This window comes from Gordonia sp. SCSIO 19800 (assembly GCF_018132775.1).
GTDB classification, from domain to species: Bacteria; Actinomycetota; Actinomycetes; order Mycobacteriales; family Mycobacteriaceae; genus Gordonia; species Gordonia hongkongensis.
In genome coordinates this window covers 12,677-37,615 of record NZ_JAGRQM010000010.1, presented here as the reverse complement: position 1 = coordinate 37,615, position 24,939 = coordinate 12,677, and the positions used below count along the sequence as shown (strand labels likewise).

Below are 24,939 nucleotides of genomic sequence, written 5' to 3'. Positions count from 1 at the left end.
GACGGCCGTCAGGGTGTGCGATACCCGACCAGCGCGCGGGCCATCTGGAGATTGCGCGCGATGAGTTCGTCCGGACCCAGCAGACCGTCGAGCTTGAACCAGGTGGACACCCCGACGCACATGGTGGCCACGGCACGCGCCGCATCTTTCGGATACTCGGTGGTGAACTCACCCGTTTCGACGCCGGCGAAGACGATCACGTCGACCATCCGCTGCTGGCGGTCCCGGTGTCCGATGTAGGTGGGCCGGTAGTTGTCGTCGAGGCTGCGGATCTCGGTGGAACCGACGAACGCCTGCTCGCGGCGATACATGTGGAACCGCAGAAGCGACTCGACGACGGCGTCGAACTGCCGGATCGGCTCGGGACCCGCCTCGACGATCGCGGCCTCCGAGCGTGCCAGGAGGTCGGTCATCGTGCGTTCGAGGAGCCCCTGCAGCAACGACTGCTTCGACGGGTAGTGGTGATAGAGCCCTGGCACCGACAAATTGGCCCGCGCGGCGATCTCCCGGACCGAGGTCCCGTGGTAGCCCTGTTCGGCGAACGCCGCCAGCGCCGCCGCCAACGGGACCGGCAGTTCGGGCTCGCCGTAATCCCGCCAGCCGCCCAGTGGCCGCGTCGCCGGACGGATGTCTGCTTCGCCGGTTCCGCCACTCATGCCATCAAACATATCCCGACATGCGGACCTACTCCGCATCGCCGGTGCGACGCGAGAGACTCTTCTCGAGCATCTCGGCGGGTGAGACGAGCAGCGCGATGCTCAGATCCACCACGTCGGCCTTGCCGAGTTCGACCTCGCCCTCGAGCCACGCCGCGAGCAACCGGCTCAGACCGCCGACCTGATAGTGCGCAACGCCGACCGCTGCCGCCGGCCCGACGTGGACGTCGAGAATGGCCGACGTGCTCTGCAGGGTGAGGCCGGCGAACAACGTCGTCGACTCCATGCGCTTGGCCGCGATGACCGGACTCAGAAGCGCCTGCGAGAAGAGCAGCCTGCCTTTGCGGCGGTCCGCGTCGATGACGTCGACGATCGCCGACACCGCACCGGCGACCTTCGCACGCATGCTGGCCCCCTCGGAGAAGGCTGCCAGACTGGCTTGCGCGATCTCTTCGATGACCTCGTCGTACATGACGCCGACCAGCTGATCGACGGATTCGAAGCTCTCGTAGAAGTAACGGGCGGTGAGTCCGGCCTGCCGGCACACGCCGCGCACGGTCACCGCGCCCACGTCATCGGCGCCGAGCAGATCCAGTCCTGCATCGATGAGGGCGGATCGACGCCGCGCGACCCGGGTGTCGCCGCCCTCGCCGCCATAGGCCCGAAGCGTGCCGGCCGCGTCGGAGTCCGCACCGGAACGGCTGTCCGGGGTCGATGGTGCTCGTCCCATGATTCCTATCTTGACACCCCGGTAAGTTAGGTGTGTCATAAAACGGGAAACAGACGTTTCCAGAATTCGAGCAGGAGGGGTGTTCGATGGCAACGGAGCCTATCACCAGTGGAAGTTCGGCACTGTCAGCACAACCGGTGACGGATGTGACCGCCGAAGTGCAGGAGTTTCTCACCGCGGAGCGCCCCGACACCGAGTTCCTCCCCTCCTCCGCCCGTATGTCCCGCGCAGAGCTCGATGCACTCCCCACCAGCGACCTCGACCCGCTCGGCATCGGTGTGATCGCGGGCGCGGCGAACGTGATCATGCAGCTCAGCCTCCCCGCGGTCGGTTACGGCGTGTACGAGAGCCGCGTCGACTCGGGAAACCTGTTCAAGCATCCGATGAAGCGCGGCCGCACCACGTTGAGCTACCTCGCCGTCGCCGGACTCGGTAGCGCCAAAGACCGGAAGGCCTACCGCAAGGCCATCGGCAAGGCCCATGCGCAGGTCCGTTCGACCGCCAACAGCCCGGTGAAGTACAACGCCTTTGATCCGAAGCTGCAGTTGTGGGTCGCCGCGTGTCTGTACCGAGGCACCGAGGACGTCCATCGCATCTTCGGCGGGGTCACCGAGGTGACCGACGAGCGCTATCAGGCCGGCGCCGTTCTGGGCACGACGCTGCAGGTCCCCCGCGAGATGTGGCCCGCCACCCGCGAGGACTTCGAGACCTACTGGAACGACACGGTCGAGACGCTCGCGATCGACGACACCATCCGCGAGTACCTGATGTCGATCGCGCGCGCCGAGTTCCTCGGCCCGGTGATCTCGCGGCTCTTCGGCTGGCATTTCGAGATCATGGCCATCGGCTTCCTGCCGGAGAACTTCCGCCGCAAGATGCGCGTGCAACTCTCGCCGTGGCAGGAGCTGTACTTCGACAAGCACAACGCGGTCCTGCGCGCGATCATCACGCGGGCCCCGAAGTGGGTGCGCGCATTCCCGTTCAACGTCCTGCTCGCCGACGTCCGCTGGCGCATGCGCACCGGGCGGCCGCTGGTCTGAGCATCCCCGCCCGCTGACGAGCGAGCTTGCGAGCGTCACGACCCGCCCCCTGAGGAGCGAGCTTGCGAGCGTCACGAAGGGTCCTGGCGAGTTGCGGGCAGACCCTTCGTGACGCACCCTCCGCAAGCTCCGGGCGCTCCTCAGGGAGCAGTGGGCCTCTTCTCTCGGACAGCCGCCAGACGGCCTACATCCGGCGCAGCGCCTCGCGGTCGAGGTCGGCGACGTCGGTGTGCCCGGACAGTCCGAGGGTGAGGTCGAGCTCGGCGATGATGTCGGCGACCGCGTCGCGGGCACCGTCGGCTCCCGCGAGCGCCAGGCCGTACATGTGCGGTCGTCCGATGCAGGCGGCGTCGGCCCCGAGTGCGAGCGCCTTGAACACGTCGGAACCGGTGTAGATCCCGGAGTCGATGAGGACCTTGATGCGACCGTCGACGACCGGCGCGATGGTGTCGAGAGCGTCGATCGTGCTGATCGCGCCGTCGACCTGCCGACCGCCGTGGTTGGAGACGATGATGCCGTCCACCCCGGCGTCCACGGCGCGACGCGCATCGTCGGGGTGCAGCACGCCCTTCAGCACGATCGGAAGAGCGGTGCGGGCGCGCAGGCCGGCAAGATCGTCCCAGTTCAGCGACGGTCGCGAGTAGATGTCGAGGAAGGTCTGCACCGCGGCGCGCGGCTGGGGCGACCGCAGGTTCTGCAGAAACCAGCCCGGGGCGTTGCGGGTGATGGAGAGGAGGGTGGCGATTGCGCCGAGGGAGATCTCCGGACGTTCGTCAGCAGCGCCACGTAGCCGTTCGGCGACGATGTCGACGAACCTGCGGTCGGACGTGTACTGGGCGATGCCCTCACCCTGCGCGAACGGCAGCGAACCCAGGTTCAGGTCCTGCGGCCGCCACCCGAGCATCGTCGTGTCCAGCGTGACGACGACGGCCTCGGCGCGGATGGCCGCCGCGCGCTCCAGGAGGCTGTCGACGAGGTCGTCGTCGGTGGACCAGTACAGCTGGAACCAGCGCGGCGCCCCGGCGCTCGTGTCGTCCATCGCGGCCGCGACGTCCTCCATCGAGACGCTCGCCTGATTCGACAAGATGTAGGGGACACCGAGTTCCGCGGCCGCACGCCCGATGAGGGCGTCGGCGTCGGGCGCGGCGAGCGAACCGGCGCCGACCGGCGCGAACAGCACCGGCGCCGTGATGCGGCGACCGAACAATTCGACCTCGAGGTTGCGCTGCGAGACATCCCGCAGGATGCGCGGCACGATCGCCCAGCGGTCGAGTGCCGCGCGGTTGGCGGCCATGGTGCGTCCCTCACCGGCACCACCGCCGATGTACGCCCACGCACGCGCCGACATCGCACGTCTCGCACGTCGCTCGAGCTCGGCGAAATCCGTTGGTACACGCGGCTTTCGCCGGTGCACCCCGGCGGTGTAGATGTCGTTCTGCCGTGCACGCCCATATCCCGCGGTCATGGGTGGTGATGGTAGTGCCGCCATCGGGGCGTCCGGCCGGTATTGCCGGGGCGCGCCGCTCAGCGTGTGGCGACGGCAGTGGCGCCCGCCGCGGCGACGGTCACGGCCGCGACCGACGGCCACGCGCCGATCTTCTTCGCCAGCGGGTGCGAGCCGCCGAACGCCGCCAGGTAACCGGCCAGCAGACCGCCCGCGACCGCGGGGCCCTTCGTCGACGCCCACCGGCGAGTGCACCAGGCGCCGGCTGCGCCGAGCACCACACCACCGAGTTCGCGTCGCCCGCTGTAGCGCGCGACCGCGAAACCACCGACGAGACCGACTGCCACCACGGGCACCGTTGCATCCACAGCCATGCGACTCAGGCTACGTCTGGGTTCCCGAAACCGTTCACAGCCACCTGCCAGCCGATCTCCAGGCTGACGGTGGCGGAGGCGTCGACTCTGGACAGGAATCATCTGAGGAGGACCCATGACCGCAGTACTGGACAAACCACCGGCGCCGTCGCCGTCCGATCCCGCCGCCCCGGCGCACCGACGACGCGTCGCCGCCCGGCCATGGTGGGGACGGCTCGGCCTCGTCGGACTCCTGGCCGTCACCGCGGTGCTCTACCTGTGGAACCTGTCCGCAAGCGGGTACGCCAACACCTTCTACGCCGCTGCGGCGCAGGCCGGATCACAGAGTTGGAAGGCCTGGTTCTTCGGTGCACTCGACGCATCGAACTTCATCACCGTCGACAAGCCGCCGGCCTCACTGTGGGTGAGCGGACTCAGCGTCCGCATCTTCGGGATGAACTCGTGGGCCGTTCTGGCGCCCCAGGCGCTGATGGGCGTGGCCGCGGTCGGGCTCCTCTACCCGACGATGCGTCGGACGATCCGCGACCCCCAACTGGGTGCCGCGGCCGGCCTGATCGCCGGCGCCGTGCTGGCCTTCACCCCGGCGGCCGCGTTGATGTTCCGTTTCAACAACCCGGACGCACTGCTGGTGTTGCTGATGGTCGCCGCGGCGTACGCGCTGACCCGGGCTGTCGCCACCAACTCGGGTCGGTGGCTCGCCCTGGTCGGCGTCGCCCTGGGATTCGCCTTTCTCACCAAGATGCTGCAGGGCCTGCTGATCCTGCCGTTCTTCGGGCTCGCCTACCTGCTGTTCGCGAAGACCGGGTGGCGCAAACGAATCGCCCACCTCATCGGTGCGACCGCCGCATTGCTCGTCTCCGCGTTGTGGTTCCCGATGGTCACGATGCTCGTGCCGGAATCGGCACGTCCTTATATCGGTGGTTCGACGGACAACACGTTCATGGACCTCGTCCTCGGCTACAACGGCGTCGGCCGCATCAGTGGTGCCTCCGGCGGCGGCGGAGGAGGCGGCGGTCAGGCCGGCGGGTCCTTCGGCGGGTCCACCGGGCTGGACCGACTCTTCGGTTCCGAGATGGGCAACGAGATCTCCTGGTTGCTTCCGACCGCACTCATCGCGCTGTTCTTCGCCGGCTACCTGGTGGTGTGCAGCTTCCCGGTCTTCCGCTTCGAACACCGTCTGGCACGCACGGAATCCGCAGCCGTGCTCTCGTGGGGCGGCTGGCTGCTGGTCACCGGCATGATCTTCTCCTTCATGAGCGGGACGATCCACCCGTACTACACGGTGGCACTGGCGCCGGCGATCGGCGCAGTCATCGGACTCGGCGGCGTGCTCGCTTGGCGTCGACGCAACCGCTGGGCGGCCAGGATCGCCCTGGCGGCGATGGTCGGTGCAGCCGCGGCGTGGTCGATTGTCCTGTTGAACCGCAACGACTTCGGCCCGACCTGGTGTCGTTGGCTGATCGGCGTGGTCGCCTCGATCTCGGTGGTGGCCCTCCTCGTCGGTGCTGCACGCGGGTGGCGACGTGCGGTTGCCGCGGCACTCATCGCGGGTTCGCTCGCCGGATTCGGCGGGACGGCAGCGTTCTCGATCGCAACCGCGGCGACCCCCCACAACGGCTCGATCCCGACCGCGGTGTCGACCTCGATCGATGGCGGCGGAATGGGCGGCCCCGGCGGTGGCATGGGCAGTGGCCCCGGGGGTCGGGCGGACGGCGGACAGCCCGGTGCCCAGCCGGCCGGCGCCCGCCCGGGCCAACAGGGAAACCCGCCCACCGCCATGCAGGGCGGCAGCGGAATGACGGGCGGCCCGGGTGGCGACACCGCGTCGAACGCCGAACTCGTTGCCGCGCTGAGGGCAACCACGACAACGTGGGCGGCCGCGACCAACGGGTCGCAATCCGCCGCCGAGATCGAGATCGCCACTGGCACCTCCGTCATGGCGATCGGTGGATGGAGCGGGGACCCGGCCCCCACGCTCGAGCAGTTCATCGCCTACGTCAGGGACGGCAAGATCGCCTATTACCTCGGCAACGACGGCGGCGGTCCGGGCGGCAACTCGGAGATCGCCGAGTGGGTCGCCGCCAACTACACGGCCACAACCATCGGAGGAACGACGGTCTACCAGCTCTTCTGACGTCTCGACACGGTCCTGCCCGTTCCCGACCTTCGGGGGCGGGCAGGACACATGGGCAACCGATCGACGGTGGTTCAGCGTTTCCTGTGCGGCAAACCCCAGGCGCGACGCCGCGGCGTGGCCGACGCCCACATGTCCCCGTCACCCATCCGCTCGCAATCGCGGCTCCGAAGACGGGGTAACCGACCGCTCCCCCGGACTTTCGAAGGGCTCCGTCATGACACCGACCGCCGAGATGACCGACTCGTCGGCGCCGCCTGCACAGTCGGCATCCCCGGCTCCCGATCTGCACCCGATCACCGCCTCGACGACGGATCTCGAACTCGTCGAAGAGGTGCTGGCGGCGCACTTTCGTCGCCACGCCACCACCTTGCAGCAGGTCGGCGGGGAATTGACGCCGGCGATCGATGTCCTCTCGGCGCGGATCGGCGGAGGTAAACGCCTGCGCGCGTCGTTCTGCCTCTGGGGCGCCCGAGGCGCCGCCGGTGGTCGGAGCGTCGCGGGCATCGTCGAGATGGCGGCCGCCATCGAACTGTTCCATCTCGCCGCCCTCGTGCACGACGACGTGATGGACGACAGCGACGTCCGGCGCGGCCTGCCCACCGTGCATCGGCACTTCGCCGACGATCATCTGTGCGGCCGACGCCGTGGGGACGCCGAGCGCCATGGCACCGCCGTCGCGATCCTCGTCGGCGACATGTGCCTGTCCTGGTCCGACGACCTCGCCGCTGCCGCGGTGGACGACGTGTCCGCGGACATCCGACGCGCGGTCCGCGACACCTGGTCGGTGATGCGCGACGAGGCCTACGCGGGCCAGTACCTGGACATGCTGAGTCAGACCGAGGACACCACCGACGCCGATCGCACGGCACGGGTCCTGCGCTACAAGAGTGCGCGGTACACGATCGGTCAGCCGCTGCGTCTGGGCGGCACGCTCGCGGGTGCCCCGTCGGCGCTTCTCGAGGCATACGATCGGATCGGCATCACCGCCGGCGAGGCCTTCCAGCTCCGCGACGACATCCTGGGCGTCTTCGGCGACGAGAAGGTCACCGGCAAACCCGCCATCGACGACCTACGGGAAGGCAAGCGCACGATGCTCATCGCGGCGGCCGAGGAATCGGCGGGACGGATGGAGCGCCGCGTGCTCGCCGACGGTCTTGGCAATCCGGACCTCGACGCCGACGGTGCCGCGCGGATGCGTGAGGTCCTGTACTCCACCGGCGCCGTCGAACGAGTGGAACAGCGTATCGCCGACCTGCACGCGGAAGCGCTCGGCATCGTCGACGCCGCTCCGATGGACCCGGCGAGCCGGCACGCACTGACCGCCCTCATCGAACGTTGCGTGTGGCGGCGCGCATGACCGCTCCCGCCGGGCCGACGGTCGAACTCCGCGTCTGGGGTGTCGACCGCGTGCTACCGGCGCTCGGCCGGATGTCGTCGGGTCGACGGGTGCTGCGCCGTACTCCCGGTCTGCGTTTCGCCAAACTGCTGGGCACCGGCACCGCACGCACGTTCACCCTCGAGAGCGCCGACCTGAGACACTGGGCCGCGTTGACGGTATGGCACGACGCCGACGCTGCTTCGGCCGCAAGCGATTCCGTCGTGTTCCGCCGATGGCGAGAGTCCAGCACGGAGGAACTCCGGATCACCATGCGACCACTCCGGTCGAAGGGCCGTTGGTCGCGCGTCGACCCGTTCGAGACGGTGCGATCGTCGACCGACCACGACGCGTCCGGACCGGATTGGGCGGGCCCGGTCGCCGCGTTGACCCGGGCACGCCTCCGGCCCACGAAGATGGCATCGTTCTGGCGTGCCGTCCCGCCGGTGGCGACCGAACTCGCCGGGGCACAGGGCAATCGATTGGCCCTCGGCGTCGGCGAACTCCCGCTCGGGGTGCAGGGCACGTTCTCGATCTGGAATTCGGCGCAGGACCTCACCGGCTTCGCCTACCGCTCCCCCGCACATCTGTCGGCGGTTCGGCGGACCGCACCGTCGCGCTGGTATGCCGAGGAATTGTTCGCCCGTTTCGCCGTCACCGAGGTCGTCGGCACATATGAGGGGAGACCGGCGTGAGTCTCCTGGACGGCTCCACTTCGCACCGATCGGACCAATCGTCGCGATCGCGGCGTACCGACGGCACCGCGCCCTGGAACCGCGGCCTGGTCACCCTGGCGTGGATCCTGCTGGCGGCGACGATCGGCGTCCAGATCGCGTTTCCGCTGACCGGTGGCGGCACCCTGCCGCTGACCGTCGCGAGCGTGCTGCTCCTGGCGTCGGCCTCGCTCGTCCACGTTGCCGCAACCCGCGGCGCCGCCGCCGCGGTCGCCCTCGCGGTGGTGGCCGGTGGTGGCGGGCTGATCGCCGAATCCGTCGGTGTGAGCACCGGGTTCCCGTTCGGCACATACGAGTACACCGACGGGCTGGGACTGAAGGTCCTCGGCGTCCCGGTCCTGGTCCCGCTGGCCTGGATCATGATGTCGTGGCCCGCGCTGGTCGTGACCCGACGACTCGTCCGTGCGATGGGCATCGCCGGACGGTGGGTTGGGCCCGCCACCGCCGTCGTGGGTGCTTATGCACTCACGGCGTGGGATGTGTTCCTCGATCCGCAGATGGTCGACCAGGGCAACTGGGTGTGGCGGTACCCGACGCCGTCGCTGCCCGGGGTCGCCGACATCCCGCTGACGAATTTCGCGGGCTGGCTGCTGGTCTCGTTTCTCATCGTCGGCATGCTCGACCTCCTCATCCGCCGCGACGATCCCGACGCGACCGGGTCTTCCGGGATGGACGCCGTGCCCGTCACCGCGTACCTGTGGACCTACTTCTCCTCGGTGATGGCGCACGCGGTGTTCTTCGGCCGTCCGTCCGTCGCCCTCACAGGGGGTCTCCTCATGGGTGTCATCGCCATCCCGCTGCTCGTCGTCGAGATCAGGGGTCGCCGTGCGGGTGTCTGACCTGCTGCGGCCGCTGGTCGCGACGGGAACCGCTATGTCGCTGGCGTCGCTGGCCCTGACCCTCGACAACGCCCGCCGGGTCCGTCGGCCCGGTCTCGCCGACATCCCGGCGCCGGAACCACTGTCGGTTCTCATCCCGATGCGCGACGAGGCGCACAACGCCGAACGCTGCCTACTGGCCGTCCTCGAGGCGGCGGATCGCTGGCCAGGACCGGCCCGGATCCACGTGCTCGACGACGGCTCGGCGGATGGAACCGACGCCGTGCTCGCCCGCCTGGCCTCGATGGACGACCGGGTTCGTGTCCACCCCGGCTCGGCGCCTCCTCCCGGGTGGCTCGGAAAGACCTGGGCCTGCGCCCAACTCGCGGAGAAGGCGTTCCCCGGCGGGGTCCACGTCTTCCTCGACGCCGACGTCGTGGTCGAGCCCCACGCGTTCACCTCATCGTTCGCCTTGCTCCGCAACGCCGGACTCGATCTGGTGAGCCCGTACCCCCGGCAGGTCGCGGTCGGCGCGGGCGAGCGACTGGTGCAACCGCTGCTGCAGTGGTCCTGGCTGAGCACCCTGCCCCTCGGTCTCGCCGAGCGCTCACCGCGCGAATCTCTCACCGCCGCAAACGGTCAGTTCCTGGTCGTCGATGCCGCGATGTACCGTCGTGCCGGCGGTCACGAGGCGGTGCACGACGTGGTCCTCGAGGACATCGCCCTGTTGCGCGCCGTCAAGGCGGCCGGCGGTCGCGGCGTCGTGGCCGAGGGAAGCGACGTCGCCACCTGCCGTATGTACCGCGGCTGGGACGAGGTCCGCGCGGGTTACCGCAAGTCGCTGTGGTCGGCCTTCGGGTCTCCGGGCGGGACGCTGGGCGTCACCGGTCTGCTGTGCCTGATGTACGTACTCCCCGCGGCAGCAGCACTGTTCGGCTCCCGGACGGGTCTCGTCGGATACCTGGCCGGGGTGGCCTCACGGGTGGTGTCCGCACGCTGCACCGGCGGACGCGGATGGCCGGACGCCTTCGCCCATCCGCTCTCCATCCTCGTCTTCACCGGTCTCGCAGTCGATTCGACGCTGGCCCGACAGCGCGGCGACCTGCACTGGAAGGGACGCCCCATCGAGGTCCGTCGATGACGCGGGTCGTGGTGATCGGCGCGGGCGTCGGCGGACTCTCCGTCGCGATGCGCCTCGCCGCGACCGGTCACGATGTCACCGTTCTCGAGCAATTCGACGATGTCGGCGGCAAACTCGGGGTCATCGAGCACGACGGGTTCATCTTCGACACCGGGCCGTCGCTCGTCACGATGCCGCACGTCTTCGAAGAACTCTTCGACGCCACGGGCGCGTCGATCCACGACCACCTGACCCTCGAACGGCTCCCCGTCGCCGCGCGCTACCGCTTCCCGGACGGCACCGAACTGGACATGCCCGGAACGCTCGACGACATCCCCGCTGCCCTCGACGCCGCACTGGGGCGTGGGCGAGGCGCTCAGTGGTCATCGTTTCTGGAACGCGCACAACGTGCCTGGGACGTCACGCACGAACCCTTCCTGGAATCGCCGATGAGCATCCGCACGATGATCGGCGGGATCGCCACGCCGACGGATGTGCGGACCGTCGCGCCATGGAGAACGCTGCGTGGACTCGGCGAGGATTACCTCGACGACCCGCGCCTGCGGATGCTGCTGGACCGCTACGCGACCTACACCGGTTCCGACCCGCGCCGCGCGCCGGCGGCGCTCGCGTCCGTGCCGTGGTCCGAGCAGGCATTCGGATCATGGTATGTACGAGGCGGATTGGGCCGCATCGCCACCGCGATGCACGACCGTCTCATCGAACTCGGCGGGCGGGTCGAGCTCGGTGTCGAGGTCGACCGGATCTCCGTGGACCACACCGGTCGGGCCGATGGCGTGGTGCTGTCCGACGGAAGCCGGCGCCCAGCCGATCTGGTCGTCGCGAACGCCGACGCCCAGCAGGTCTACGACCGTCTCGTACCGCGTCGCGCCGCGCGTCGGCCCGCGGCGCTGCTGCGACGGACGACGCCGTCGCTGTCCGGGTTCGTCCTCCTCCTCGCCCTCGACCATCCGCCCGCTGCGCCGCACCACCAGGTGCTGTTCGCCGAGGACTACGACGAGGAGTTCGACGCGGTCTTCGGATTCCGCGGCTCACCGCGTCCGGTCGCTCGACCGACCGTGTACATCTCGGCTCCCGCCGATCCCGAGATCGTGCCCGCCCCGAGAACCGGCGCGTGGTTCGTGCTGGTGAACGCACCCCGCCACGACCCCGAGCACGGCGTCGACTGGGACGCCAAGGGCTTGGCGGACTCTTACGCCGACCAGATTCTCGAGGTGATGGCCGATCGTGGACTCGACGTGACCGGCCACGTGCGCCACCGTCTGATCGTCTCGCCCGCCGACCTCGAACGTCGGACCAGGACACCGGGCGGCTCCATCTACGGGTCGTCGTCGAATGGACCCCGCTCGGCGTTCCTCCGGCCGTCGAACACCTCCCCGGTGCCGGGCCTCTACCTCGTCGGCGGATCGTCGCATCCCGGCGGCGGTCTGCCGCTCGTGGTCATGTCGGCGAAGATCGTGGCGGAGCTGATCGGTCCGGCCGTGAGTCACTGACCGATGGGCCTTGCTCATCGGAGCCTTTAGCGCGGATCGATACGGAACACGGCGCATCGGCCCGCCGCGGCAGCAAAGGCTTCCGGGGTCACGTCGTCGACGACTCCCGCGTCCTTCATCATCTTCGGGCCGTCGGTGCCCGCCAGCTCCGGCCAGGCGCGTAGCACCGGAACGGCCTGATCGGCCGAGAGTTCGACGAGGCGGACATCGCTCATCTCCCCTCCCACCGACAGCTGGGCACGTCCCTCGGCCGCACGGACGTTGCGTGCCCAGTCCGCCCCGGGAAATCCCTCGAGCAGGTAGCGCTCGCCCGTACGGTGATCGAGCACCTGCCTCAACCATCGCCACGATGCGATCAGCGAGTCGTGGGACCTCGAAGCGTCAGATCAGACCCGGTCGCGATAGCTGTACGCATGTCCACCCAGCGACGCCGTCACGACCGCCACCGGAACACGGGAGGCCTGGAGGTTCCGGCGCTCTTCGGGGGTCAGGTGCTGACGAGACCACGTCCATCGCGGGCCGCGCCACCACGCATTCGTCCGTGCCTTCTCCATGTCACCGGTACCTTTCGCGCCGCTCGCTGTGAGCCCTGTCACGCGACCGTACCCGGATGATCTGCGTTCCAAACCTTCCGGCGCAGGTCAGCGTGTCGCGACCGGCATCGGCCCCACCGACCGGTCGCCGCGGAGCTTCTTCCGGATGAGTTCGGCGCTGATCAGGCACATCGGCAGGCCGATGCCGGGACGCGTGCTCGACCCGGCGTAGAAGAGGCCGTCGACCTTGCGTGACCGGTTCGTCGAGCGCAGAAACGCGCTCTGCCGCAGCGTGTGCGCCGGGCCGAGGGCTCCGCCGCACCACGAGTTGACCGAGTCGACGAAGTCCGCGGGGCCGATGGTGCGGCGGACGACGACACGATCGGCGAGGTCGGGAACACCTGCCCACTGTCCGATCATCGCAATGGCCCGGTCGGTCACCTTCTCGATGTCGGGGTCGCCGCCGCCGTCCACGCCGCCGCGGCCGAGACCCGGGTCGGGCGGGACGGGCACCAGGATGAAGAGGTTCTCCGAGTCCGACGGCGCGACCGACGGGTCGGTGGCCGACGGCTTGCACACATAGAGCGACGCCGGGTCCGGTACGCGCGTGGGACTCTCGAAGATGGCGTCGAAGTTGGTCTTCCAGTCCTCGGTGAAGAACAGGGAGTGATGCGCCAACTCGGGAATCTCACCGCGTACGCCGAGGAGTGCGAGCACCGCCCCCGGGCCGGAGGTGGCGCGGTCCCAGTACCGTTCGGGGAAGGTCTGGAGTTCCCGGGGCAGCAACCGAGTCTCGAGATGGTGCAGATCGGTGGCACCGATCACGATGTCCGCGACCAGTTCTCGCGGTGTGCCGTCGGCTCCTTCGACGCGGACGCCGGCCACCTCGGCGCGACGACGCGACGGCGTGGACCGCTTCCCAGCGCGTTCCCGCGTGAGGATGGCGGTCGCGGCCGTGCCGGTGGAGATGCGTACGCCCCGTTCCCGCGCAACCCGCTCCAGCGCGTCGACCAGGGTGGTGAAGCCGCCGTTGGGGTACCGCACACCGTCGGCGAGGTCGAGCCAGCTCATCAGGTGATACATCGCAGGGGTGCGCTCGGGCGAGGAACCGAGGAACACCGCCGGATACCCGAGGACCTGGCGGAGCCGGCGGTCGGTGAAGCGGGCCGCGATGTAGGACTGCAGCGAGGTCGTCAGCAGCGTGACAAGCGTTTTCGCGTGCCGCAACACCGGCAGGCCGAGGAAGGCACGTGGCGAGTCGAAGCTGGTGTACAGGAACCGTTCCACGGCAAGGTCATACGCTTGCCTGCCGGTGCGCAGATAGTCGTCGAGTGCGGCTCCCGCGCCGGGCTCGATCTCGTCGAAGAGCGCACGGTTCCGGTCCTGGTCACCGAACACGTCGATCGGCTTCTCGTCGGACCCGTTGTCGTCGAAGAACACTCGGTAACCGGGGTCGAGGCGGACGAGATCGAGCTGCTCGGCGGTCGACGTCCCGAGCATCTCGAAGAAATGGTCGAACACCTCCGGCATCAACCACCACGACGGACCGGTGTCGAAGCGGAACCCGTCGCGATCCCAGGTACCGGCCCGACCACCGAGGTCGTCGTTCTTCTCCACGAGTTCGACGTCGTGCCCGTCGTGGGCGAGGAGGGCGGCGGTGGCCAGGCCGGCGACTCCGCCACCGATGACGACGACGCGTCGGGACTCGCTCATACGTTGCTCTTCCTTCTGTTCAGACCGGCGGCGTCGGCACGTGCGGGTCGCGGCATACCGCGGCGGGCGACGGCGGCCGCCGCGATCTTCGCCTTCCCGGCGTTCGGGACGCGGACGCGGGTACGGCGGGCCTCGGTGGCCGACGACTCGCGAAGGCGGGCCGTCAGCTCGGCGAACAGGTCGTGCGCGGTGCACACCGCGACGCGGCTGCTCGCCGGCAGGTGCGGGATGGCGGCCGCAGCGGCGGTCAGGTCGAGGTCGATGTCGTCCAGCCAGAGCGACCAGGCGGAGTCCGCCGGATCGTCGGGATCGAGGCCGACCAGGTAGCGCCGCCCCAGCCCGTCGCTGTCCTCGCCGAAGTCGCGGAGGAAGTTGATCTTCTGGAAGGCCGCGCCCAGCCGTTGGGCGCCGGGTGCGAGGTGGTCGTACTGGGCGGCGGATTTCGGCTCGTCGGCGAGGAACGCCCGCAGGCACATCAGACCGACCACCTCGGCCGAGCCGTAGATGTAGGTGGCCAGCGACTCGAAGTCGTGCTGGACCTGGGTCAGATCGCTGCGCATCGAGTCGAAGAACGGGCCGACCAGATCAAGATCGATGCCGACCCGGCGGGCGGTCTGCGCGAAGGCGTGGACGACGAGGTTGCTGCTCGACCCGGTGACGAGCGCGACGCTGGTCTGCTCCTCGAGCTGGTCGAGTTCATTGCTGCGGTCAACGAGCCCCTGCTCCGGGCGCGGGGCGTCGACGATCTCGTCGGCCACCCGCACGAGCGCGTAGATGTTCTGGACGTCGCGCCGAATCCGCGGCGTGAGCAGACGCGAAGCGAGTCCGAACGAACTCGAGTACGACCTGATCACCATCGCCGCACAGGCTTCCGCGACCTCGTCGTATCGCCGGTGCGGTGGGATCACCTGAGTGTGACCGGGAATGTGCATCATCCGACCGCTCCTCGACCTGGTGACTGAACGCCAATTGCCTGACGTCATGAATTCGACGCCCGGGACATCACCGGATGGGTGTCGTAGACCGAACCGGGGTCGTCGGTCGGCAGCTGCCGCACCTGCTCGACGAACCACGGACTGACCGCCCACGGGGTGTTCGCGACGAGCGACCACACGTCGGCGACGTCGGCCCAGGCGTGCTCGGCGACCTCATCGGGATCCGGTCGAAGTGTTCCCAGCGGACGTGCGACGAACACCGGGCAGATCTCGTTCTCCACGATGCCGCTCGCGTCGACCGCCCGGTACCGGAAGTCCGGCAGGATGCAGCGGACATCGGCCACCTCGATACCGAGCTCGCGCCGGGCATACCGGTGCACGGCGTCGACGACGTCCTCGCCGGGGCGCGGATGACCGCAGAACGAGTTGGTCCACACCCCGGGCCAGCTGCGCTTGGACAACGCCCGGCGTGTCATGAGGATGCGGCCGTCGACGACGAGATGGCACGAAAAGGCGAAGTGCAGCGGGGTGTCCGGTCCGTGCACCCCCTCGCGGTCGGCGGTGCCGCACGGGCGGCCGTCGGCGTCGGCGAGAACCACCGAGTCGTTCGTCATCGACATTTCCTCATCGCATCGAGATCGGGCGAGCTGCTCTTCGCACCATTGTTCGTCACCGGAGCGCGAACCGGATGGGAGCCGCCCGCGACGAGAACTCATCCGAGCCGTCGGGTCTGCCTCCGCACCGCGATCCCCAACTGGACCGTCCCGATCAACGCCAGTGCCGCGCCGATTGCCGCGATGAATAGAGCCAGGCCGGACGCGACGGCTGAGCTCAGTCCCGAGCACCACCACGAACCCGCACTCACAGTGGCGACGACCGCCAGTATCACCCGCGACGGCCGCTCCCACACGGTGACCGTCCCTGGCCCCTTCATGCCCACCGCCTGGGCCGTGGCGCGGGTGATCTCGAGGATGAGGGTGAGCACCGCGATCGTCGCGCCGAGCCATGGCGGTGCACCCACGACCACCACGATGCCGACGAGCATCACGTCCGAGAACCGGTCCGCCACCGAGTCGTTGATACGCCCCCACCGCGAGGCCGTTCCGGTCTGGGCCGCGATGGCACCATCGATCCCGTCGAGGAGCGCCGCCAGGACGATGACGAGTGCGGCGAGCAGCGGCCACCAGTCGCCGAGAATGGTCAGGCACAGCGCGATCGCGGTGGCGATGACTCCGAGAGCTGTCACGGTGTTCGGCGTGAGGCCCAGTCGGGCCAACGGTCGCGCGCAGGCGTGGCTGACGAGCACCCAGTTCCGGACCCAGAAACTCGCGCGCGGATCGAGCCCTCCGTGGAGCTTCGACCACGAGTCGAGTGCCTCGTCCCGGGCGCTCGTCGTCCGCTCCGCACCCGACGCCGCCGTGAGGCTCCGGCCCGCTCGCTCAGGCTCCGCGGACACGTCCCCTCCTCTGCTTCTCGATCGCCTGCCCGAACGCCCATCCGATGATGACGATGACGTGCGCGACGTACAGCCACAAACCGACCGCGACCACCCCGCCGATCACCCGGAGACCCCCGTACGGGATCCCGACATCGATCGGCAGGGACAGGAACAGCAGGAAGCCCTGGGTGAATCCGGCGATGAACGACGCGGTGCCGAGAGCGCTGGCCGCCGCCACCCCGAGTGATGGCTCACCGGGCGTCACCTTCCAGTACACCCAGGTCAGGGCCACCGTGACCAGCATCCACACGACGATGAACTCGACCACGATCCGGACCACGAGGTCGCCGAAACCACCCGTTCCGCCTCCCTCGGGCGCAAACGTCGTGAGTGTGCCCGCGACGCCGACGACCACATACGCCAGTGGCGGCACGACGACCACCAATCCCAGCACCCAGATCCGAGACCGCCATCCCGTGAACCGGTCCTCGCGCGGATACAACGTCATACACGCGCGGCGAAGACCCTCGCCGTAGAACGACGCCGGGAACAGCAACACCAGTGCGCCCATCAGCGTCAGTCCGGTACCGACCGCGACGGCCTCGTCGAACACGCCACGGCCGCCCATGGCCGGTGGGATGAGGACGCGCAGCTCCGCCAGGGACTCCTCGGCGGACGGGCCGCGGAGCCAGGTCGTCGACCAGATCCCCAGCAGCGCCCACGGCACGACGGCGATCGCCGCGAAGTAGGTGAGGGTGGCAGCAGCCGCGGCGAGGTCGCCGCGGCCCAGTACATGGCGCACATCGGTCACCAACGCACGCACGTCGAACGTCGTCGTCTGCTCGCGGATCGTGGTGTCGCGAGTCACCGTCGGGGCCGATCGGCGCGGTGTCACCCCTCCGGGATACCCGAAACACCCCACTCGCGCCGCAGCAGTGTCCGATCTGAGTCCTCGGTGACTCCAGCGTGATCACACTGTCGCCTCCACCGCTGTCCTGCACCCGTCCGGCTGCCGGGGGAACCCGGGTGACGACACCGGTCACCGACGAGCGCCCCGCACATGCTCGGAATGCGTGTCAGATCGACGCGAACAGCGCGATCGCCATCCCCAGCATGATGACCGCGACCACCGCGTCGAGCATCTTCCACGCCCGCGGACTCGCGAAGAATCCGGACAGTCTCCGAGCTCCGCCGCCGAGCGCGGTGAACCAGAGGACACTCGCGATGCAGGCACCGAAGGCGAACGCCCACTTGCCGTTTCCGTGGCCGTTGGCGATGGCACCCATGGTGATGACCGTGTCGAGGTAGACGTGCGGGTTGAGCCAGGTCAGAGCCAGGGCCGTACCCACCGCCACCCAGCGGCCGGTGGACTCGGCCCCGATCTCGTCAGCGGCTGCGATGGCCTCGTCACTGCGCACACAGCGTCTGGCGGCCATGACGCCCAACGCCCCGACATACAGTCCGCCGGCCGCTTTCGCGAACGTCACCACCTCCGGGTGCGCGGCGACGAGCGCGCCGAGGCCGGCCACCCCTGCCACGATGAGTACGACGTCGGAGAGGGCGCAGACCGCCACGATCTGACCGGTGTGCCTGCGGGCGACGCCCTGACGCAGCACGAAAACGTTCTGGGGTCCGATGGCGATGATCAGACCGGCGCCGGTGAGAAGCCCGGCAAGTGTCGGTACGAGGTAGGCGGTCACCGGGACGACGCTAGGGCGACACGCCCCGGTCAGTACAGCGAAACTTTTTCACGAATAAACAGTTGAACTTCAGATTGTGGACGCATCGTCGCCCAGTCCGATGCCGCGTAGAACCGCGCACAAGGCCTCGATGTAGTCGGTGACGTCCACGTCGCCGACCAGGCCCTGCTGAACGACCACCCCCTGCATCGCCGAGACCATCACCTGCGCGAGCACCGCAGGCTCCGCGGGCAATTCGTGGCCCGCGGCCCGCCAGGCCGTCAGCACGCGTTCGAAGACGCCCCGCAGCCCACGGATGATGTCGCGCACGGTCTCGCGCAGCTCCGGGTTGTTGGCGGCCTCACCCCATACCGTCAGGACCATCCGGAAGCCGTCGGTCATCGGCGCGATCTCCAGCAGGACCCGTTCGGCCAGCGCGCGTACAACCGCCTCAGGCGACGGGGGTTGCTCTACCGGGTCGTCGAAGCTGCTGATCCCCGACTCGTAGGCGGCGAAGATCGACCGCGCAACGGCGGCGATCAGTTCTTCTTTCGACGAGTAGTACGAGTAGACGGCACCCGCACTGAGCCCGGATTCCCGGATCACGTCAGACATCGACGCACGGTGGAACCCCTTGTCGACGAAGCATCGGCGAGCGGCGGCGAGGATCTGCCGGCTTCTTTCGAGCTTGCGTTCGTCGCTGATCTTGGGCATGCCGACAGTCTAAAACGAATATTCGTTCTTGATTCCTCGCGGCCCTCCGCGCATACTCAGAAAAACGAAGATTCGTTCTTTTTAGGAGTGGTCATGAGCACTGAACTGCACTCGACAGATTCGCGCGATCGGGCGCCCGTTGCGACCGCGGAGGCCGACGGTGCGCCCCCGACCGGGCGGGCACCCAGTTGGCGCCTCGTGGCGGTGATGGCGCTGCTGATCCCGACGTTCGTGATCGCGATCGCCGCGACGTTCGTGTCACTGGCCGTCGATCCCGAGCCGCATCAAGCCCCACTGGGTCTCGTCGCACCGCCGCCCGCGGCACAGGCGATCGAGACGGCGCTCGCCGACCGGGCCGGTGAAGACGCCTTCGCCGTCGAACGATTCGCCGACACCGAGGACGCGCGTGCCGCCATCGAACGGCGCGACCTGGTCGGCGCGATCGCGGTCGGGCCCGGCGGGGTCACGGTGCTGACCGCGGAGGCGGGTTCGCCGGTGCTGGCGCAGGTCGTCGCCGGGGTCGGGAACGGCATCGCCACCGCCCAGCGTGTACCGGTCGCCGTCGAATCCGTGGTCCCCACTCCCGAGACTGATACACGCGGAACGGGTTTCGCCGCCGGACTGTTGCCGTTGCTGATCGCCGGCATGGCACTCGGCGGAGCCGCCGCGATCGGGCTGCGCGGCCCAGTCGCCATGCAGGCGACACTGGCGGTCCTGGGGCCGCTCGTGGCCGGGTTCGGTTTCGCGGCGACGTGGTCATGGTTGGGCGTCATCGACGGCGGTATCGGCCCCGTCGGACTCGCCGCAGCCCTGATGATCGGAGCGATCACCTGGTTCACGGTTGGTGCGGGCAGCCTGCTCGGACCCGCCGGGGTCGGGGTGTCCGCGCTGGTGATGGTGCTGATCTCCAACCCGCTGTCGGGGCTGGCATCGTCGCCGTACCTGTTGCCCGCGCCGTGGGGAACGATCGGCCAGTGGTTGCCGCCCGGCGCCGGCGGCACGCTGCTCCGTTCGGTCGCGTATTTCCCGGCGGCGAGCATCACCGGACAGGTCGCCGTTCTCCTCGGGTGGATTGCCGTCGGCGCCGCGCTCCTCGCACTCGGCATGGTGCGCGGACGGCGGGCCGACTCCGCGGGCGACACCGTCCCCGCCTGATCCGGCCGGCGGTGGTGTGTCTCGACTGTCCGGCGGGACACACCACTAACCTCGGCTCGTGGACATCAGTCAGGAAGGCCTGCGCACGCTGGCCGCGGTCCTGCGCGAGGGCACCTTCGACGCCGCGGCCACCGCCCTGCACATCACCCCGTCGGCGGTGAGCCAGCGGATCAAGGCGCTGGAGTCCGCTGCCGGGCGGGTACTCCTCCGGCGGACCAAGCCGGCGACGGCCACACCCGATGGCGAGGTGCTGGTGCGGTTGGCCAAGCAGTGGGAACTACTGCTCGCCGAGACCCGCGCCGAGTTCGTGGGCGCGCCCGACGACGACGATCTGCCGCTGGTCGAACGTCCCCGTGTCCATCTCCCGGTCGCGACGAATGCCGACTCGCTCGCGACCTGGTTACTGCCCGTGCTCGCGCGATTCCACCGGGAGCACGCAGTGGCGGTCGAGGTCTTCCGAGACGACGAAACCCGCAGCAGCACCCTGCTCCGCACCGGCGACGTGCTCGCCGCGGTGACCTCGGAACCACTGGCGATCCGCGGGTGCGCACTGCAGTCGCTCGGCACGATGCGCTATCTGCCGGTCGCCACACCGGAATTCATCGACACATGGCTACCCGACGGGCCCGATGCCGATGCACTGGCCCGGGCCCCGATGGTGCAGTTCGACCGCAACGATCACATCCAGCGGAACATCTCGGCCGCCCTCGCCGGCCGGCCCGTCGACCCGCCCGCGGTCTACATCCCGGCGTCGACCGAATACCACCGCGCCGTCGCGCTCGGCATCGGCTGGGGCGCCGTCCCGGTCGTCCAGATCGCGGACGCCCTCGACACCGGTCGCGTCCGCCTCATCGCCGACCACCACATCGACGTCCCGCTGTACTGGCAGCACTGGAAGCTGAGTTCGCCTCTGCTGCAGACACTCACGACGAGCGTCGTCGACGGCGCCGCGCGGGTTCTCCAGCACTGATCGCGCTCGACTCGTCGCCGTCCACGACGGGCAGACCCAGCTATGGACGAATCGGACGTTGTCACACGCCTGAGGTCGACGGTGTTCCCGCGACCGCCGGGCTGTCGTCGACCGTGCGCCGGCCCCGAACGACAGCGACGCCCAGCACGCCCACAGCGACCACGAGGCAGGCGATCACGTAGGGGAGACTCCCGATCGGTGTGTTGTCGGCGGTGATTCCGTCCTCGGCGTCAAGGTAGGCGGGCAACGCGGCGCACCACAGTACGAGGTGCACCCCGAGGAACAGGACCGGGAACACGACGAGGAAGGGCCGAGCGCTGCGAGCGTCGTCGACGCCCAGCGTCGGGTCGCTGCGCATGCGTCGCCATTGCACGTACAGAAGTGTCAGTCCGATCCCCCACACCAGGGCCATCTCCACCCAGTACACGACGGTCTGCGCGTCGTGATTCGCGTTCTCGTCACGGCCGAACAGCGCCGTCGGAATGGACAGGAGTGGCATGCTGACAACGGCCACAACACCGGACACGACGACGCGCCATGACAACGACCATCCGCGCGGGGCGCGTCCTCGGGAGGTGGGGATCTGGACCAAGCGCACCGCGACGTAGACGAGCACGGCGAACGAGACGGTCGCGAAAAGCCAGACGCTCCCCCACGGCACCGCGGCCAGTGTGGGCTCCGCGGCGGGATTGCCGAGCTCGTCGGGGGCGACGCCCTGGGCTCGGAGCTGGGCGAGGGTGTCGCGATAGTACGGCGCGTCGACGTTCCACGCCCACCACTTGAGCTGCGGGCCGAGCTGGTCGAAGATCTCGTAGAAGGTCTGGAACACCAGGGCCAGAACGAGCGAGCCGCGCAGCGCCGAGCGCTTCGACCCGTCGAAGAAGCCCCACGCCCGCACGAGCTCGTAGGCGACCTGGCTCACGGCCGGATAGAACGCAACAATGTACAACGGCAGCCGGTCGTACATGAACATGACCGTGAACACGTTGTGGGAGAACATGAATCCCATCGCTTCTTCGGCGTGGAACCAGTTCGGGAAGTACAGCGGCGGCTCGATCACGAACAGGTAGACCAACGATCCGATCCACACCGTCAGGTTGGTGGGGTCGCCGTCGCGACGCAGTCGGCGGATCGCGTGGATCAGCGCGAGGACGGCACCGAGGATGATCGTGACCTCGAGGACCGGTTGCGTCCAGTGCTCGAGGTCGGCCGGATTCCGGATCGTGACAATCGGATTCGCGCCCTCGCACTCGAACCCCAGGTAGCCGGTGATGATCGACGGGACGTCACCCGGCGTGCAGACCGCCATCGTCTTCGCCTCCTGCAATGGCTGCGCCGAGCCGCCGAGCCCACTCCGCTACGTCACGTCGTGCCCTGTGAATGATGTGTCACCGTAGTATGTGCTCCAGGTCACGTCAACGGACCGCAGCGGAGTCGACCAACTTCGGATTCGACTCGTCGACAAGGGGGTTCTCGATCTCGTCGCGCCACATGCCGGCCGCGAAGTAGAACGCCCACGCGATCGGCACCGGGAGCAACCCGGCCAGCACGAACGTGGCGGTCAGGCCGATCGCCGACGAGACCGGGGCGGCGATCGCCATCGACACCGGCATCAGCGCGACCGATACGAAGAAGTCGAGACTGGCGATGCGACCCAACAGTGCCGGCGGCACCCGACGCTGTAAGAGCGTTCCCCACAGCACCATCGGGCCGTCGAAGAGGATGCCCATGATCACACCGGCGGCGACGAACATCCACGTCGAATCGGCGAGACCCATCAGCACCAGCGGCAGGCTGGAGAACGCCCACAGCGAGAACATGACGGTGAGGTACCGGCGCGGCATCGGGATCGAGGCGAATACCAGTGACGCCGCGGCCGCGCCGAGTCCGAATCCAGCGAGCACCCAGGCGTGCTGGGTCGCGTCGCCGTCGATGCGCTCACGTAATGCGAACGGGACGAGCACCTCTATGGGGCCGAGCGTCGCCAATACCAAAACGCAGGCGAAGAGCAGCGTCCCCCACAGCCACGGGGTCCGGGCCATGTAGACGAACCCCTCGGCCAGGTCGCCGACGATCCGGCGGGCACCCGCACCCTCGACGACCTCCGGCGCGTCCTCGCCCGTCTCGCCGAACCGACGCGCGGTGACCGGGGCCATCCCGAGATAACAGACCCCCGACAGGATGGCCGCGATCGCCGCCATCAGCACCGCGGGTCCCGGCGCCCAGGCACCGATGACCGCGCCGGCGACCATCGGCCCGACCGCCTGGAAGACGACCGGGCGGAAGAAGCCCTCGATCCCGTTGGCCGCCTGCAGCTCCGACGGCGCGACGACACCGGGCAGCAACGCCGAGTAGGCGGGGTAGTACATCCCGGTGGTGATGCCGCCCAGAAGGGACGCCACCACCACGTGCCAGAGCTGCAGTACGCCCGCGATCGACGCCAGACCGATCGCACCGAACGCGATCATCTTCGCGACCTCGAGTCCGATCATGATGTGGCGCTGCGAAATACGGTCGGCGAGCACACCACCGGCCAACGTGGAGAACAGCATTCCCACCGCGGCCACGCCGGTGGCCAGCGACACCTGGCCCGGACCGCCGCCGAGCGCGATGATCTGCCAGATCACCGCGATCGTCCACACGCCGTCGGCGAACATGGCGAGGATCAGTCCGGACGCGAGCAGCCGGTACTGTCGACGCGCGAACGGCAGCAGCGCGCGGGGCAGTCGGGAGTCGGCGGCGGAAGTCACCCTTCGAGCTTGCCCGAACCCGTGGGCGTGGTGCCAACCCTTTTCGGACCGCCGTTGCCCGGCGGTGCGGGTCAGCTCGCCTTGCGCGAGGACTTCTTGGCGGGCGCCTTCTTGGCCGTGGACTTGCTCCCGGACTCGCCGGACCCCGAGGAGGTCTTCTTCGCCGTCGACTTGGAAGCGGTCTTCTTGGCCGGCGCCTTCTTCGCGGCCGTCTTCGCCGCAGCCTTCTTGGCCGGTGCCTTCTTGGCCGCGGTGTCCTTCGAGTCCGAATCCTTCGAATCGGATCCCCCGCGGTCCTTCACCGACGCGCGCAGCGCGGCGAGGAGATCGGCGACGTCGGAGTCCTCGGTGTCCTTGTCTTCGTCGTCGGATTCGGGGAACGCCTCGCCACCCTCGGACTTCGCCTCGATGAGCTTCGTCAGCTCGTTCTGATAGGTGTCCTCGAACTCGGAGGGGTCGTAGTCCGATGCCATCGACTCGATCAGCGAGGCCGCCATCTGCAGTTCCTGATCGCGGATCTCGGTGTCGTCGTCGAGGAAGCCGAAGTCGGGTTTGCGGACCTCGTCGGGCCACAGCAGCGTCTGCAGCGTCATCACCCCGTCGACGACGCGCAGCGCGGCCACGCGTGTCCGGTTGCGCAGAGTGAAGGAGGCGATCGCGAGCCGGTCCGTCTCCTCCAGCGCCTTGGCCAGCAGGACGTAGGCCTTCGGCGACTTCGACGACGGTTCGAGGTAGTAAGGCTTGTCGAAGTAGATCGGATCGACCTGCTCGGCGGGTACGAACTCCAGGATCGAGATCTCGGGACTCTTCTGCACCGGCAGCGTGGCGAGGTCTTCTTTGGTGAGGATCACGGTCTCGCCGGACTCGGATTCGTAGGCGTTGGCGATGTCGCCGTAGTCGACTTCGGTGTCGGTGCCCTCGCGCACGCGGCGATAGCGGATGCGGGTTCCGTCCGACGAGTCGACCTGATACGACTTCCGGTCGTGACTCTCGGTCGCGGAATAGACCTTGACCGGCACGTTGACCAGGCCAAAGCTGAGGTCGCCCTTCCAGATCGAGCGCATGGGGGCCATTCTGCCAGGGATCCGGGCCGGATGGCGGCAAGCTGCA

Annotated in this window: 25 protein-coding genes; 9 read left to right on the top strand and 16 right to left on the bottom strand. The window is 68.8% G+C overall.

The features are described from left to right. Nucleotides 1-8 precede the first annotated feature (8 nt). Both KB201_RS13415 and KB201_RS13410 read right to left on the bottom strand, forming a co-directional pair. A complete protein-coding gene (locus KB201_RS13415; RefSeq protein WP_171011686.1) occupies nucleotides 9-656 on the bottom strand; it encodes a TetR/AcrR family transcriptional regulator in 648 nt (215 codons plus the stop codon). Between the two features lie 28 nt (nucleotides 657-684). Continuing rightward, on the bottom strand, nucleotides 685-1,386 hold the full coding sequence (locus KB201_RS13410) for a TetR/AcrR family transcriptional regulator (RefSeq protein WP_058252281.1): 702 nt from the start codon (nucleotides 1,384-1,386) through the stop codon (nucleotides 685-687). Nucleotides 1,387-1,472: 86 nt separating this feature from the next. Here KB201_RS13410 and KB201_RS13405 point away from each other — a divergent pair, with 86 nt between their 5' ends. Further along, nucleotides 1,473-2,426, top strand: a complete 954-nt coding sequence (locus KB201_RS13405) for an oxygenase MpaB family protein (RefSeq protein WP_211539453.1) — start codon at nucleotides 1,473-1,475, stop codon at nucleotides 2,424-2,426. Between the two features lie 184 nt (nucleotides 2,427-2,610). Here the strand turns inward: KB201_RS13405 and KB201_RS13400 are convergent, their stop codons facing one another. Further along, on the bottom strand, nucleotides 2,611-3,891 hold the full coding sequence (locus KB201_RS13400) for an alpha-hydroxy-acid oxidizing protein (RefSeq protein WP_137810701.1): 1,281 nt from the start codon (nucleotides 3,889-3,891) through the stop codon (nucleotides 2,611-2,613). Nucleotides 3,892-3,950: 59 nt separating this feature from the next. After that, nucleotides 3,951-4,244 (bottom strand): hypothetical protein, encoded by a 294-nt coding sequence (locus KB201_RS13395; RefSeq protein ID WP_171011687.1) that lies wholly within the window; start codon nucleotides 4,242-4,244, stop codon nucleotides 3,951-3,953. 115 nt (nucleotides 4,245-4,359) lie between these two features. Here KB201_RS13395 and KB201_RS13390 point away from each other — a divergent pair, with 115 nt between their 5' ends. The 6 genes from KB201_RS13390 to KB201_RS13365 all read left to right on the top strand — a co-directional run bounded on the left by KB201_RS13390 (nucleotide 4,360) and on the right by KB201_RS13365 (nucleotide 11,942). Beyond that, complete coding sequence (locus KB201_RS13390) at nucleotides 4,360-6,378, top strand: glycosyltransferase family 39 protein (RefSeq protein WP_211539452.1); 2,019 nt, start codon at nucleotides 4,360-4,362, stop codon at nucleotides 6,376-6,378. A gap of 217 nt (nucleotides 6,379-6,595) precedes the next feature. Then, nucleotides 6,596-7,738 (top strand): polyprenyl synthetase family protein, encoded by a 1,143-nt coding sequence (locus KB201_RS13385; protein ID WP_058252285.1) that lies wholly within the window; start codon nucleotides 6,596-6,598, stop codon nucleotides 7,736-7,738. Continuing rightward, complete coding sequence (locus KB201_RS13380) at nucleotides 7,735-8,451, top strand: monooxygenase (protein WP_078113307.1); 717 nt, start codon at nucleotides 7,735-7,737, stop codon at nucleotides 8,449-8,451. Before KB201_RS13385 ends, KB201_RS13380 begins: the two co-directional genes overlap by 4 nt. Beyond that, a complete protein-coding gene (locus tag KB201_RS13375) occupies nucleotides 8,448-9,329 on the top strand; it encodes a carotenoid biosynthesis protein (protein ID WP_058252286.1) in 882 nt (293 codons plus the stop codon). The genes KB201_RS13380 and KB201_RS13375 overlap by 4 nt, the downstream gene beginning before the upstream one ends. Continuing rightward, nucleotides 9,316-10,449 (top strand): glycosyltransferase family 2 protein, encoded by a 1,134-nt coding sequence (locus KB201_RS13370; RefSeq protein WP_058252287.1) that lies wholly within the window; start codon nucleotides 9,316-9,318, stop codon nucleotides 10,447-10,449. The genes KB201_RS13375 and KB201_RS13370 overlap by 14 nt, the downstream gene beginning before the upstream one ends. Beyond that, complete coding sequence (locus KB201_RS13365; protein WP_211539451.1) at nucleotides 10,446-11,942, top strand: NAD(P)/FAD-dependent oxidoreductase; 1,497 nt, start codon at nucleotides 10,446-10,448, stop codon at nucleotides 11,940-11,942. The genes KB201_RS13370 and KB201_RS13365 overlap by 4 nt, the downstream gene beginning before the upstream one ends. 26 nt (nucleotides 11,943-11,968) lie before the next feature. On the opposite strand, the gene KB201_RS13360 is transcribed toward KB201_RS13365, so the two are convergent. From KB201_RS13360 to KB201_RS13320, 9 genes are all read right to left on the bottom strand, one after another. Then, complete coding sequence (locus KB201_RS13360) at nucleotides 11,969-12,271, bottom strand: hypothetical protein (protein ID WP_231742446.1); 303 nt, start codon at nucleotides 12,269-12,271, stop codon at nucleotides 11,969-11,971. A 57-nt stretch (nucleotides 12,272-12,328) separates the two neighbouring features. Then, nucleotides 12,329-12,496: a hypothetical protein gene (locus tag KB201_RS13355; protein ID WP_156422435.1), complete on the bottom strand. Its 168-nt coding sequence runs from the start codon at nucleotides 12,494-12,496 to the stop codon at nucleotides 12,329-12,331. 87 nt (nucleotides 12,497-12,583) lie between these two features. Then, complete coding sequence (crtI, locus tag KB201_RS13350) at nucleotides 12,584-14,188, bottom strand: phytoene desaturase family protein (RefSeq protein ID WP_058252289.1); 1,605 nt, start codon at nucleotides 14,186-14,188, stop codon at nucleotides 12,584-12,586. Further along, nucleotides 14,185-15,123 (bottom strand): squalene/phytoene synthase family protein, encoded by a 939-nt coding sequence (locus KB201_RS13345; RefSeq protein ID WP_058252290.1) that lies wholly within the window; start codon nucleotides 15,121-15,123, stop codon nucleotides 14,185-14,187. Before KB201_RS13345 ends, crtI begins: the two co-directional genes overlap by 4 nt. A 44-nt stretch (nucleotides 15,124-15,167) precedes the next feature. After that, complete coding sequence (gene idi / locus KB201_RS13340) at nucleotides 15,168-15,737, bottom strand: isopentenyl-diphosphate Delta-isomerase (protein WP_058252326.1); 570 nt, start codon at nucleotides 15,735-15,737, stop codon at nucleotides 15,168-15,170. Nucleotides 15,738-15,835: 98 nt separating this feature from the next. Then, the gene (locus KB201_RS13335) at nucleotides 15,836-16,579 is read right to left on the bottom strand and encodes a CDP-alcohol phosphatidyltransferase family protein (protein ID WP_058252291.1); all 744 of its coding nucleotides are present in this window, start codon (nucleotides 16,577-16,579) and stop codon (nucleotides 15,836-15,838) included. Beyond that, nucleotides 16,563-17,429: a YhjD/YihY/BrkB family envelope integrity protein gene (locus KB201_RS13330; protein WP_058252292.1), complete on the bottom strand. Its 867-nt coding sequence runs from the start codon at nucleotides 17,427-17,429 to the stop codon at nucleotides 16,563-16,565. Before KB201_RS13330 ends, KB201_RS13335 begins: the two co-directional genes overlap by 17 nt. A 208-nt stretch (nucleotides 17,430-17,637) precedes the next feature. Further along, the gene (locus KB201_RS13325; protein WP_058252293.1) at nucleotides 17,638-18,261 is read right to left on the bottom strand and encodes a LysE/ArgO family amino acid transporter; all 624 of its coding nucleotides are present in this window, start codon (nucleotides 18,259-18,261) and stop codon (nucleotides 17,638-17,640) included. 69 nt (nucleotides 18,262-18,330) lie between these two features. Further along, nucleotides 18,331-18,954: a TetR/AcrR family transcriptional regulator gene (locus KB201_RS13320; RefSeq protein ID WP_058252294.1), complete on the bottom strand. Its 624-nt coding sequence runs from the start codon at nucleotides 18,952-18,954 to the stop codon at nucleotides 18,331-18,333. Nucleotides 18,955-19,047: 93 nt separating this feature from the next. On the opposite strand from KB201_RS13320, the gene KB201_RS13315 reads away from it, so the two are divergent. Further along, nucleotides 19,048-20,109, top strand: coding sequence for an ABC transporter permease (locus tag KB201_RS13315; protein ID WP_058252327.1), 1,062 nt, complete (start codon nucleotides 19,048-19,050; stop codon nucleotides 20,107-20,109). A gap of 58 nt (nucleotides 20,110-20,167) precedes the next feature. Beyond that, entirely contained in the window at nucleotides 20,168-21,079 is a 912-nt protein-coding gene (locus tag KB201_RS13310; protein ID WP_058252295.1) for a LysR family transcriptional regulator ArgP, read from the top strand. A 61-nt stretch (nucleotides 21,080-21,140) separates the two neighbouring features. On the opposite strand, the gene KB201_RS13305 is transcribed toward KB201_RS13310, so the two are convergent. The 3 genes from KB201_RS13305 to KB201_RS13295 all read right to left on the bottom strand — a co-directional run bounded on the left by KB201_RS13305 (nucleotide 21,141) and on the right by KB201_RS13295 (nucleotide 24,902). Then, complete coding sequence (locus KB201_RS13305; protein ID WP_078113287.1) at nucleotides 21,141-22,388, bottom strand: hypothetical protein; 1,248 nt, start codon at nucleotides 22,386-22,388, stop codon at nucleotides 21,141-21,143. 106 nt (nucleotides 22,389-22,494) lie between these two features. Then, entirely contained in the window at nucleotides 22,495-23,829 is a 1,335-nt protein-coding gene (locus KB201_RS13300) for an MFS transporter (protein WP_058252297.1), read from the bottom strand. Nucleotides 23,830-23,900: 71 nt separating this feature from the next. After that, nucleotides 23,901-24,902 carry a Ku protein gene (locus KB201_RS13295; RefSeq protein WP_058252298.1) on the bottom strand — a complete coding sequence of 334 codons (1,002 nt, stop codon included), beginning with the start codon at nucleotides 24,900-24,902 and terminating at the stop codon, nucleotides 23,901-23,903. Nucleotides 24,903-24,939: the final 37 nt, after the last annotated feature.